Below are 12615 nucleotides of genomic sequence, written 5' to 3' on the forward strand. Positions count from 1 at the left end.
AAGGAGATTTTATGAAAAATATTGTTGTTATTTTCGGCGGAAGAGCCGTTGAACATGAAGTTAGCGTTATAACGGGGATTCAAGCCGTTGAAAACTTGAACAAGGAAAAATATAATGTCATTCCTGTTTTTATTGACAAGTCGGGCGTGATGTTTACGGGCGAATGCTACAAGGATTTTAAGAATTTTAAAAACAACGAATTCCCGGACAGCAAGCCATGCCGTTTCGGTACAAGCTATGGCGACCACAATCTTTACATTGAAAACAAGGGACTCTTTAAAAAAGACGAAGTTGTTGAAATTGACTGTGTAGTTTTTGGAGTTCACGGTTCACACGGTGAAGACGGAGCACTCCAAGGCATTTTTGAAACAAACGGCATTCCGTTTACGGGACCTTCCGTTATGTCAAGTGCCGTCGGAATGGACAAGATTATAATGAAAGACGTTTATAAGTCGCACAACATTCCGGTTGTGAAATATACATGGGTTTTCCGCGACAGATTTAAGGTTGAGCCGAACGATACGCTCGACTATGTCATGAGTAAACTTGAATTCCCGATTTATGTAAAGCCGGCAAGTCTCGGTTCTTCAATCGGTATAAAGGTTGCAAGGACAAAGGAAGAACTTCGCGAAGCAACTGAAGTCGCATCGAGTTTTGACAGAAAAATTATTTTTGAAGAAGCTGTTATTAACGCAACTGAATTAAATGTCGCAGTTATGGGTAGAAATGGTGATGTAGAGGTTAGTAGCGTAGAAAGTCCCCTCGGAGCCGATGAGGTTTTCAGCTATCAACAAAAATACATGTCGCAAGACGGCAAGTCGAAGCTGATTGGCGGTAAGCATAATTTTATTCGTGATGAAGACACCGTCTATAAGGCAACTGAGCTTGCAAAGTATTCGTTTAACGTTTTAGACGTTCGCGGAAATGCAAGAATCGACATTTTGATGGACGAAGCGGGAAATATGTTCGTTAACGAAATTAATACACTTCCGGGTTCATACGCATTTTATTTGTGGGAAGATGTCGGATATACATTTAAAAGTTTGCTAGATCGCATGATTGAGATTGCAATATCTGCAAAAAAAGAAGAAGAAGAAACAAATTATAGATTTGATTCGGATTTGTTCCATCACACAGGTTACGGCTCGAAGTTATAGAGCCGTATTTTTTTAAGGAGGGACCATGGGAATTAAAGAAAAGATTAAGGAGATTTTGTCCACAAAGAAGAATGTCACAGTGGATGATCTTAAAATTTTCCTCCGAATATCGAAATATGAAAAGAAAGAGTTCAAGCATATTTTAAGGCAAATGCGAGAAGAGGGGACTTTGGATATCAATGAGAGGGGATTTTTGACTCTCGGAGAGCGGAAACCACTCTACGGCGTGTTTAGCGAAACAAATTACAACTACGGATTTGTTAACACCGAGGACGGGGTGGAGTATTTTATTCCGGGCAAGGACAAAAACGGTGCGCTTGAAGGCGACGTGGTTTTGATTGAAAAGCTCGACAAGGGTCCGGGGCGCACTGTTGCTCGGGTCATCAAGGTGACCGACCGAAAGGAACGCTATGTCGTTTGCGATATAAAAAATAAAAATAGAAAAATGATTGTCACGCCGATGGGGGATTTCGACTCGTTTATTCATCTTCAAACTCCGCCGAAGGGCAGAAAATACAAAGACGGAAAATACAAGGTGCGACTTCTCGATTACGACAAGAGAAAAAAGAAATATATGGGAGAAGTGGTCGAGTTTATAGGAACGGACGACGACAAGTATTTAGATCTAAAAACACTTGTGTCGGAGTACGATTTGCCTATTGATTTTCCGGAGGATGTAATTGAAAATGCGAACTTCGTTTCGAGGGAAAAGATTTTGCCGTCAGAACGTGTGGACTATCGAGATGTTTTCACTGTCACAATCGACGGCGAAGATGCAAAGGACTTCGATGATGCTATAAGTGTCGAAAAGACGGGGGAAAATTCATATTTTCTTTATGTCCACATCGCCGACGTTAGCCACTATGTGAAAGACGGGGCGCCGCTCGACGTCGAAGCGAAGAAGAGAGACTTCAGTATTTATCTTCCGGGACTCACGATTCCGATGCTACCGCATGTGCTCTCAAACGGCGTGTGCTCACTAAATCCGAACGAGGACAGATATACGATGTCCGTCAAGATGGAAATAAGAAACGGCGGCGAGCCGAAGATGGTCTCGATTGACAAGGCGATAATAAATTCAGACTATAGACTCACATACGACGGCGTGAGTGAGCTTTTTGAAACGGGCGACAATGCGGACTATAACGATGAGCTCAAAGAATTTTTAATGACCGCAAGGGAAGTCTATAACATTTTAAAATCGCAATCCGAAGCACGAGGCACAATAAGCTTTATGTCGAGCGAAGCGAAGTTTATTATGGATGACATGAATCGAATTGTCGACATTCTTCCGCGTCCGCAAAGAGAGGCGGAGGAACTCATCGAAGAGATGATGATTGCGACAAACAGAGTTGTTTCGAAGAAATACAGAGAGATGGAGCTGCCGTTTATTTACAGAATCCACGAGGAGCCGACCGACGAAAAACTCGAAGGCATGAGAACACTTTTGAGACCGTTCGGCGTGAAAGTGCCGGAAAAAGTTTCGGCGAAAGATATACAGAAACTTCTGGAAGATTTGAGCGAACACGAATCTTTTGAAAGAATAAACGATATTGTTTTGAGGTCGATGATGAAGGCGAACTATAGCGACGAAAACATCGGACACTTTGCACTTGCACTCGCTGACTATTCGCATTTCACCTCGCCTATAAGAAGATATCCGGATCTTTTCATTCATCGTATCATTTCGCAAAAAATGTCCAACCGTTTAACGGAGAGAAATATAAAATACTTCGGAAACAAGGCGAAGGAAGTGGCGGAGGAAGCGTCAAACCGCGAAAAACAAATCGTCGACCTTGAAAGAGAAGCGGACAGCCTTAAAAAATGCGAATATATGAAGGACAGGGTCTATGAAATCTACGACGGCAAAGTGAGTGGCATAACGGATTTCGGCATGTTTGTAAAACTCCCGAACACAGTCGAGGGACTTATTTGCAACGAGGAATTTATGGACAACTATCTCTTTGACGAAAAGGAAATGACCGCAATAACGACGCACAACAACAAAAAATACGAAATCGGAACACCGGTTCGTGTAAAAGTTGTGAACGTGAACATGAATAGACGCGAAATAGATTTTATGCTTTTGGAGGATGAAGATGGCAGATAACAACGAAAAAATTCTTGCACAAAACAGAAAAGCGCGCCATGAGTACTTCATAATAAAGACATACGAGGCGGGCATCGAACTTCGTGGAACCGAAGTGAAGAGCATTCGTGCGGGCAAGGCGAACCTCAAAGAGGCGTACTGCATGGTTAAAAACGGTGAAATCATTGTTGTCGGCATGCACGTGTCGCCGTACAAAGAGGGAAACCTTTTTAACAGCGACCCGATTCGCGACAGAAAACTTCTTTTAAACAAAAGAGAAATTATTCGAATAACGTCGGAGGTTAAAGAGAAGGGGCTCACGCTCATTCCGATTTCGATGTACACGAAAGGACGCTTAATAAAGATGGAAATTGCACTTGCGCAAGGGAAAAAACTCTACGACAAGCGCGAATCCAAAAAGGAAAAAGATGTGAAAAGAGCACTCGACCGTATGAAATACTGATTGAAAAAAGCGGAGAAATGTGCTATAATAAAGGTGCGAGGGGATGTATTTGGTTTCGACAGGAATACGGATGTATCAAGAAGCGAGTCGTAGTTCGCGAAACTACGTTAAAAAAGAGCAACTAACTTTAAACGCAGAAGAAAATAATAATTTTGCATTTGCTGCTTAGTTAAAAGCGGCGCGTCTCGAATCCTATCTCTCGTGTGGAGGCTGAGACCTTAACAACTTACGAGCTGATTTATTTGGTGATGCTTTTAGCCATATAAATTAACAAAAGCTACTTCGGACGGAGTTTGATGTTTTAGAAATTTGAAGGAAACTTTAAAAACATCTGCACTCGGAGATGCTTGATGCATAGTTTTTTTGGACAGGAGTTCGACTCTCCTCATCTCCACCAAAACGAAAAGGAAGTTGAAATACACTTCCTTTTTTAGTACTTAGAGCGTTTGAATTACAAATTTAAATAAATATATTATGATTAAAGTGAATAAAATGGGTTACATAAGTAAAAATGGTTTGGAGGTAAAAGTAATGAAAAATGGATTCGGACGATTATTTTTATTTTATTGATTATTCTGATTTTTAACTACAAGGGAATTCTCATTAGACTAAGCGTAAATAATTACCTTAAAAAGAACGATATCAACGGTTATTCTATTTTTTATATTGAAAAATTCCTCGCGCAAGACGGCTATTTGATTCACTTAAAAAACAATCTTGGACAAGAAAGAAATATAACTGTCATTTCTAAATTGCTGCCACTCAATGTTATTCATGACTCTATGTTGGGTAAAGAAGATATGAAATAATAATTATAGGAACTGAAGGAATAAAGGGAGCATTTATTAAAGGTTTTATAAAGATTGGGATAGCACATATATAATGTTAAAAGAAGATGCTATAATTATTGGAGGAAAGATTTAAGATATATTGCAATGAATTTAAATTCAACATACAAGAATTAAAGAGGATAAAACATAATTTGCCTAAAATCTTACATACATTTTTAGACGAAACAGGAGCAAGATATTTTGAATTGCAATATCACGGAGAATTAAGAGTTGACGATATTTCGGAAATATGTTTTACAAAAGGTCTACGAAGCCAAAACACAATAGACAACTTAAAATCAAAAGGAATTAAATTATATAAAATTGTAGGGGGGGCGATGAATGTGTTGGAATTTAAAAAAGCTATCGGATATATTGATACCGGCGGTTTGATATGCGAATTAGAAGATGGGAGATTTGCACTGATATGGACTGAATATATAGACGAGCCTGACGATTTCAATAAAGGCGAAGTTTCATATTCAAAATATACTTTCACAAGAGGAAAGCCAATTGATGAAAACGTTTCTGTTGAAGATATTGAAAAAGCAAAAAAAATATTAGCAGATCCGAATTCAGATATATTGCAATTAAAAGATAAAGCGCATAAAGAGGCTTTTGATAAATATTTTGCAGAGCATAAATAAAAATTAATCGTGCGAATAATCTTGTGAAAATTGAATAAAACGTGTAATAATAGCGAATTAATCGTGCGAGTAATCGTGCGATTTTTTTATTGCTTTTTCTAGTAGGCGTAAAATAATCTTGGAAATATAATGTCATCGGACAGATAGCGGAGGAAAATTATTAAAGACAGATTTTTAAATCAATTTATATAAATGCTTGAAGTTATACGTATAAAGTAGTATAATAATTTATGTAAGGAGGAAACAATATGCCAATGACGCCAAGAGAGATGGTCAAGCTATTGGAGAAAAACGGCTGGAAGCCTAAGGGCAACAATGGCGGTTCTCACAGAAAGTTTGAAAATCCGAAGACAGGTAAGGTCATTGTCGTTCCATATCACGAGGGCAGAGAACTCAAAAAGGGTACGGAGCAGAAGATATTGAAAGATGCGGGGCTTAAATAGCCCTGCCCCTTACTTTAATTAAAAGGAGTGTTTTTTATGAAATTAATTTATCCGGCTATTTTTTACAAAGATAAGGAAGGCGAAGGTTACTCGATTATATTTCCGGATATACACACCGGCGCAACTTGCGGAGACAATGTAAGCGACGGGTATTATATGGCGGAGGACTTTTTGGGCTGCTCTTTGTATGATGATTATATTGACGGAAAAGAGCTTCCAAAGGCGACGAAGTTTGAAGATGTCACGATTGAAGATGATGGGTTTTCGGATATGGATTTGAGTTTTAAGACTATGGTTGATATTGATATGGACGATTATATTCGACGTACGAGTTCAAAAACGGTAAAGAAGACGGTAACAATACCCAGTTATTTAAATGAGATGGCAAAAGCAAGTGATATTAACTTTTCAAAGGTTTTGACAGAGGGATTAAAAAAAGAATTAAATATTAAGTAGAATCTATTTTTTAGATTAACGGCACGTTTTATGCGTGCTTTTTTATTTAAACTCTGCTGTGATGAATGCGGAGTTATTATGGGTAATAGATAAATAGGATTTATTTATTCGAATAAATTTAAAGCTTCAAGAGAGCGTGAGGCTGTTTAGTATAGATTAAAATATGGAGGAGTTATGAGAAACAACGATTTTAAAGATATTGTATTTAACAGACATTCAATCAAGTCATTTGATGCGAATTATAAGATTCCAAGGGAGGAAATGCTTGAGATTTTGCAGGAAGCGACACAGGCACCGTCTTCGGTGAATTTGCAACCGTGGAGGTTTGTGGTTGTGGAGTCGGACGAGGGAAAGGAAAAGCTGCGTCCGCTTGTAAAATTTAACACCAGGCAAAACGACACGTCTTCGGCAATGATACTCATTTTCGGCGATATGAAGTGCTACGAAAAAGCCGACGAGATTTACTCCGAAGCGGTGAGACGTGGGTATATGCCGCAAGAGATCAAAGAGCGCGCGATGGGTTTTTTCCTTCCGGCATACAAGAGTTTTTCGAGACAAAAGATGAACGACGTTGTGAAGATTGACTCTAGTTTGATGGCGATGCAACTACAATTTGTCGCAAGGGCGCACGGCTACGACACAAATGTGATCGGCGGCTTCGAAGAAGATATAATCGCTAAGGAGTTCGGACTCGACCCGGAAAGATATGTGCCGGTCATGATTATCGCAATCGGCAAAGCGGACTATGAATACCACGAATCCGTCAGACTTGATGTGAAAGACATTTCGAAATTTGTTTAGGCTGTCTCGATGCGTCATTATAGAAATTGAATATATTGCGAAAATTAATTGAGAGTTTTCGGAAAAATTTTTGAGTATTTAATGAAAAGCGAAGGAGAAGTCTTTCGCTTTTTTGTGTGATCTTATATATTGCAAATTTTTGTACTTATATAATGATATTGTATTGACAACGCATAGATTTAAGTGTACAATATGATTAAAGGAGATGAGAATATGGCAACAACAAATTTAAATATAAGAACAGATAGACAAGTTAAAGAAGCTGCTGAAAAATTATATACAGATTTGGGATTAAATATGACGACTGCAATAAATATGTTTTTACGAGCAAGTATAAGAGAAAACGGAATTCCTTTTGATTTAAAATTGAGTACTCCAAATAGTGAGACCGTAAAAGCTATAGAAGAAGGAAGAAGAGTTGCTTTGGACAGAGATATTAAAGCCTATGACAGCATCGAAGATTTGAGGAAAGAGCTTGAAGTATAAGATAAAAGTTACCAATAGGTTTAAAAGAGATATTAAACTTGCAAAAAAACAAGGACGGAGTGTTGACAAGTTGTTTGAAATAGTCCAAAAAATTGCAAATGGAGAGACTCTCGAATTGAAATATAGAGATCATGCCTTGTCAGGAAATTTTAAAAATGCAAGAGAATGTCATATAGAACCGGACTTTTTATTGATTTATGAAAAGATTGAAAATGTATTAGTTCTATCGCTTATTAGAGCCGGATCACATTCAGATTTATTTATGTAGTATATCTAAATTAAGAAAATAATTATACAGATAAAAAAATTTTAAGTAAAGCGAATAAATAATATTCTTAAAAGCGGGAATCCGCTTTTTTTATTTGAAAAAAATAGGATAAGTGATTTATTAGCCCATTTATGATATAATATTTTTTAACAATTAAATGGATAAGAAATTATAATATGGCAATTTCTTATAAACCATTGTGGCACTTATTGCTAGAAAGAGAAATAAACAAAAAGACTTAAAAAGAGCTGAAATGCTTGAATATCTAAATCATCTTAAAGAAATTCATATTAGATTTGTAGCGGAGGCCTTGGGCATGGGAGTTACTTGGGACAAGAATACCAGGACAGTTATCATCGAAGACTTGCTTTTTAGGGTTGAAATTCCAATCGATACCAACAAGATTATAGTTAACGGTGAAACTTATATTAGTGATGTTAAACCAGAAATTGTAGACGGCAGGACAATTATGCCTGTTGCAAATATTGCAAGAGCACTTGGACTAAAGGATGGGCAAGATATTTTCTGGGATAATGCCACTAAACAAGTAACAATAATTAGAACAATCAGTAGATAAATATAAGTCCTCGCAAGAGTCCGTGTGGTTTTTCTGCGGATGCTTTGCAAACATTATTTCTTTTTGCGGCCTTGGCTTTTTGCCAGGGCCATTTTTTTACAAAAAATCATCCTTTTGGATGATGTAATAAAACGAATTATGATTCATAATATAAATATAAGAAAGGAGAAAATTTTTTTCGACGTATATTTTCGTAAGGAATTTTTCCAACGGATATTTTTAAGAGTGTTTGTAGGGTCAATTTTATTGAAAGATGTGTTATGCAAATTTAACAAGAAATATGGACATCTCGAACACGCAGACTCGATGTCCCGCGGTCGAGCCATATTCGTCATTTAAACAAAGGAGGGTTATTATGAAATCAAACTCAAGTTTTTGATTATTATCCTGGTCTTGGCTTTGGTCTTAGCCACTAGCTGCAAGAAGGACAAGCCCATAGAAGACACGGGTTTTAAGGACAAGAAAGAAAGCGCTGCGGACGATTCAAAAGATGTCGAAGATGAAGAAGACGAAAAAACTGACAATAAAAAATCCGCTAAGGCAAAGCCCAAGAAAGACTTGAATTATGTTAAGGGTGGCGATGTTGGTTCTGTGTCTTCATATGTTGAAGACAGGGAGATTTGGAAAGGCTTTTCTGACGACCGGCACATAGCCATTGCAAAGAGGATTAATATGGGCGTTCACCTGCCGAGGATTCTATTGGATTCTGCGGATGCCGATGAGGCAAATGCTGAGATCGATAAGATGGCAGAGGACCTCATGGGAATGTATGAGAAGTATAAGGATGAGCCCGAGAATTTTGAAATTGGTTTTTACGCCAGTTTTTCCACCTATCAAGACGAAGATCTTTTGAGCATCAAGGTTAGTATTTACGATTATTTGGGTGAAGAAGTTCAATACTATAGGGCTTTCAATTTTTCCCTGCCGGACGGCAACTTTATAGGTGATGGGGACCTGATGAAGCATTTTGGAGTGGACGAGGACGAGATTTTGACCATGGTAGAAGACGCACTCATGGAAGAATGTGAGCTGACGAATGGCACCTACTACGGTAATGTCGAGGATTACGCTTTTATTTATAATTCGTCTAACCACGTTGGCAGGATTTTAAATGACCTCTGGGATAATTTTGATTCTTTGGACCGGCAAATTTATATAGACCAAGCCGGCAGACCCCAATTTATTCTCACTCAGTATCAGATTGTAAATACGATCCCTTGCCCGCTAACCCTGGAGCTCAAGGCAAATACCTTTGCCAAGGATCCAATCTCCACCGTGTACTTGCGGATGGCAAGACGGCTTGGCATCGATCCTTACGATGATAGGTACAAGGCCTTTATAATTTATCTGGGAGCCGCCTATAACGAGCCCAGCTTGGAAGAGGTTTTGAAAAAACTCCAACCTTGGTCAGCCATCTTTATGGATTACTATGACCCGCCCATGCTAATATCCATGTATTCTGACGATGGCGAAATACCTTTTATTAATGGTCAAGAATGTTATTTGATAGTTCCAAAGTACAGGAACGCATCTGTTTCATTAAAAGAATTGGAAATCGTTGACGACGGGGGAATGGTAAAATTGGCAGAGGTGGAAAATAATTATATGGACGAAACTGCTTGTGCTGGACCAACTTTTATCTGCCAAAATACTAGCGAGATCGCTCCAAATGCAAAGATTACTATCAGGTACAGGGACGATGTCTTGGAATTTACGCCGAGCATTAGCCAAAAAGACGGCAGCCCGGTTTTGCCGGACGAAGTTATAAATGCTGAAGGTCTCTTGGATTGGGACAGCCTGATCCATGAGCATGGTTATTCGGTAGATATGTATGAAATTATTAACTCGCTCATACCCAAGGATTAGAGTTTATTAAAAAATGAGTAGAGCTTATGGTTAAGCAAGTAAATTAAAAAAACAGGAGGATATAAATATGAAAAAAGGATTAGCATTATTATTAGCAGTGGCAATGATTTTCTCATTGGCAGCCTGCGGTAAAAAATCTGTAGACGAAAAGGCAGACACTGTAAAGAAAGACGAAAAGAAGGAAGAAGCAAAGAAGGAAGAAACAAAGGCTAAGGGCATGATAGATGTTCAAGGTGATGAAATGTTTACAACTCCAGAAGGTATCGAAGAGCTTAGCAATGAAAGATTAAAAGAGATATCTGAATACTTTGATGAGGACCATTTAACAAAATTTGAGGGCATGACCTACGAAGAGGTAGAAGCATACATTGGTATGCCGGGCGCCCACTTTGTAGAACATGATGACGAAGATGAAAATGGAGTGCTTACAAAAAACATTTATTGGTATTCACCAGACTACTTATTTTATACAATATTTACTGCTTACAAGGACAGTCCTGATGACTTTGGTTTAACAATGGCTGGATACATGCCAAGGAAATTTGACGAAGATGAAGAGGAAGAAGACGCATCAGAAAGTGACGAAGTAGAAGAAATAGTAGCAGAACTTTCACCTGATACAGGCATGGTGGAGGTTACAAACGGAAACCCATATATAAGTCCTGGGGATGAATGGGAGATTAGCGAAGAAGACCTTGAAGAAAAAGCTAAATACTTTGATGAAAATTATGAAGAAACAGTAGGGATGACTTATGAAGAAGTCAAAGACTACATTGGCAAGCCGGGAGCCCACTATGAAGCACTTGATGATGTGGACCCCGAAACCGGAGACCTGAAAAAACAAATTTTCTGGTATTCACCGGATCATGTCTTTGTTGTAGTATTTACTGCTGAGGAAAAAAATCCTGATGACTTTGGCCTTGACTTTACTGCCTACTATGAACAAGATTAATAAAAAATAAAATCATCAGTTGGGGTGATGTAAGAAAGCGAGAGGCCAGCTATAATATAAATAGAAAGAAGAAAAAAATAAGAAGAAAAGACTGAACAAGGCGGAGAATATGGAGAACGTATTCTAAAACTTATCTTTAGAGTTGGCAACAAGGATATGGAAAAATATATAGACTCAGTATTCTGTGAAGGAAACGAAGTATTGAACATAATATGGAAGTAGCAAAGGGAGTGAGCAATCGCTCTCTTTTAATTTACATAACAATAACCCCTTTTTTGTCATAAGTTGACGTGAGAGGGGGTTTCGTGTCATAATAGTTATAGAGGCAAATAGTTATGTAAATACAAGGAGTTCAAGACTTCTACCAAAGTTTAAAACTAAAAAAATAAATAGTTGGTGTGCTGCTTAGGAGAGTTTTACGAAAATATATGTTATAAACAGTACGTTAGGAGAGAGAGGAGATAACTATAGTGAGTAAGAAAAAAGAAAAAAATATTCAAGAACAAAATAATTTACAAATTAGATCATCAACAGCTGAATATTTATCTTATATTGCTTCAAACGGTGAAAATCAAAATACTTTTGAGGTTCGTTATGAAGATGAGAACATATGGCTTACACAAAAGATGATGGCTGAGTTATATGATGTTGCACTATCGACAATAAATGAGCATTTGAAACATATCTATGAGGATTCGGAACTTGATGAACAAGCAACTATTCGGAAATACCGAATAGTTCAAAATGAGGGTGACCGTGAGGTTTCTAGAGGTGTAAATCACTATAATCTTCAAGCTATTATTGCAGTTGGATTTAAGGTAAATAATGAGCGTGCTGTACAGTTTAGAAAATGGGCTAACCAGATTGTAAAAGATTACACCATCCAAGGATGGGTAATGGATGTAGATAGACTGAAGAATTTTGGAACAGTTATAAATAAGGATTATTTTGAAAAGCAGTTAGAGAAAGTTCGTGAAATTCGTCTTTCAGAGAGAAGATTCTATCAAAAGATTACCGATATTTATTCGACTGCTATTGATTACGACAAGAATGCAAAAATAACAAAGAGATTCTTTTCTGCCGTACAGAATAAACTTCATTATGCTGTACATGGCCAAACAGCTGCGGAAGTCATCTATGATAGGGCAGATAGTTCTAAAGAAAATATGGGCCTTACTACATGGGATGGTTCTCCTAAAGAAAAGATTCATAAATACGATGTAATAGTTGCTAAAAACTATTTATCGGAAACCGAGATGATTCAAATGCAAAGGATTGTTTCAGCATATCTTGATATGGCTGAAGACATGGCGCTTAGACAAATTCCTATGACTATGGAAGATTGGGAGAAAAGATTAAGTGCTTTCTTAACTTTATGGGATAGAGATATTCTTCAAGATGCTGGTAAAGTTACGGCTGAGCTGGCAAAACAACATGCTTTAGCTGAATTTGAAAAATATAGAGTGATTCAAGATAGATTATTTCAAAGCGATTTTGATTTTTTCCTCCAATTAGAAGGTAATTTGAAGGAAGATAATGATAAGAATAAAAAGAAAAAAACTGATTAAGAAATATATATT

General features: G+C 37.7%; 14 protein-coding genes, 1 other RNA gene and 1 pseudogene. All 16 read left to right on the forward strand.

Going from position 1 to position 12615, the window contains the following annotated elements:
- Positions 1–11: 11 nt before the first annotated feature.
- Positions 12–1157: a D-alanine--D-alanine ligase gene (locus C7381_RS04595; RefSeq protein WP_116480056.1), complete on the forward strand. Its 1146-nt coding sequence runs from the start codon at positions 12–14 to the stop codon at positions 1155–1157.
- 25 nt (positions 1158–1182) lie between these two features.
- The gene (rnr, locus tag C7381_RS04600; protein ID WP_116480057.1) at positions 1183–3267 is read left to right on the forward strand and encodes a ribonuclease R; all 2085 of its coding nucleotides are present in this window, start codon (positions 1183–1185) and stop codon (positions 3265–3267) included.
- The gene (gene smpB / locus C7381_RS04605; RefSeq protein WP_116480058.1) at positions 3257–3709 is read left to right on the forward strand and encodes an SsrA-binding protein SmpB; all 453 of its coding nucleotides are present in this window, start codon (positions 3257–3259) and stop codon (positions 3707–3709) included. Before rnr ends, smpB begins: the two co-directional genes overlap by 11 nt.
- A 39-nt stretch (positions 3710–3748) precedes the next feature.
- Positions 3749–4106: a transfer-messenger RNA gene (ssrA, locus tag C7381_RS04610) on the forward strand.
- 169 nt (positions 4107–4275) lie between these two features.
- Positions 4276–4518, forward strand: a complete 243-nt coding sequence (locus C7381_RS04615) for a hypothetical protein (RefSeq protein ID WP_116480059.1) — start codon at positions 4276–4278, stop codon at positions 4516–4518.
- A gap of 98 nt (positions 4519–4616) precedes the next feature.
- Positions 4617–5186 carry a hypothetical protein gene (locus tag C7381_RS04620; protein ID WP_133240927.1) on the forward strand — a complete coding sequence of 190 codons (570 nt, stop codon included), beginning with the start codon at positions 4617–4619 and terminating at the stop codon, positions 5184–5186.
- Positions 5187–5434: 248 nt separating this feature from the next.
- Positions 5435–5629 (forward strand): type II toxin-antitoxin system HicA family toxin, encoded by a 195-nt coding sequence (locus C7381_RS04625; protein WP_116480061.1) that lies wholly within the window; start codon positions 5435–5437, stop codon positions 5627–5629.
- A gap of 36 nt (positions 5630–5665) precedes the next feature.
- Complete coding sequence (locus C7381_RS04630) at positions 5666–6085, forward strand: type II toxin-antitoxin system HicB family antitoxin (protein WP_116480062.1); 420 nt, start codon at positions 5666–5668, stop codon at positions 6083–6085.
- Between the two features lie 174 nt (positions 6086–6259).
- Positions 6260–6886, forward strand: coding sequence for a nitroreductase family protein (locus C7381_RS04635; RefSeq protein ID WP_116480063.1), 627 nt, complete (start codon positions 6260–6262; stop codon positions 6884–6886).
- A 213-nt stretch (positions 6887–7099) separates the two neighbouring features.
- On the forward strand, positions 7100–7372 hold the full coding sequence (locus C7381_RS04640) for a type II toxin-antitoxin system RelB/DinJ family antitoxin (protein WP_034547766.1): 273 nt from the start codon (positions 7100–7102) through the stop codon (positions 7370–7372).
- Positions 7362–7640 carry a type II toxin-antitoxin system YafQ family toxin gene (locus C7381_RS04645; protein ID WP_116480064.1) on the forward strand — a complete coding sequence of 93 codons (279 nt, stop codon included), beginning with the start codon at positions 7362–7364 and terminating at the stop codon, positions 7638–7640. Before C7381_RS04640 ends, C7381_RS04645 begins: the two co-directional genes overlap by 11 nt.
- 199 nt (positions 7641–7839) lie before the next feature.
- On the forward strand, positions 7840–8217 hold the full coding sequence (locus C7381_RS04650) for a copper amine oxidase N-terminal domain-containing protein (RefSeq protein WP_052085505.1): 378 nt from the start codon (positions 7840–7842) through the stop codon (positions 8215–8217).
- A gap of 393 nt (positions 8218–8610) precedes the next feature.
- Positions 8611–10083: a hypothetical protein gene (locus C7381_RS04655; protein WP_133240928.1), complete on the forward strand. Its 1473-nt coding sequence runs from the start codon at positions 8611–8613 to the stop codon at positions 10081–10083.
- A 67-nt stretch (positions 10084–10150) separates the two neighbouring features.
- Positions 10151–11035 (forward strand): LptM family lipoprotein, encoded by an 885-nt coding sequence (locus tag C7381_RS04660; RefSeq protein ID WP_116480066.1) that lies wholly within the window; start codon positions 10151–10153, stop codon positions 11033–11035.
- 301 nt (positions 11036–11336) lie between these two features.
- Positions 11337–11444: pseudogene (locus tag C7381_RS08795) on the forward strand (type I restriction-modification system subunit M N-terminal domain-containing protein); the annotation flags it as partial.
- Between the two features lie 61 nt (positions 11445–11505).
- Positions 11506–12603, forward strand: a complete 1098-nt coding sequence (locus C7381_RS04670) for a virulence RhuM family protein (RefSeq protein ID WP_116480067.1) — start codon at positions 11506–11508, stop codon at positions 12601–12603.
- Positions 12604–12615: the final 12 nt, after the last annotated feature.

Origin of the sequence: Ezakiella coagulans (assembly GCF_003096635.1) — a bacterium.
GTDB lineage: Bacteria > Bacillota > Clostridia > Tissierellales > Peptoniphilaceae > Ezakiella > Ezakiella coagulans.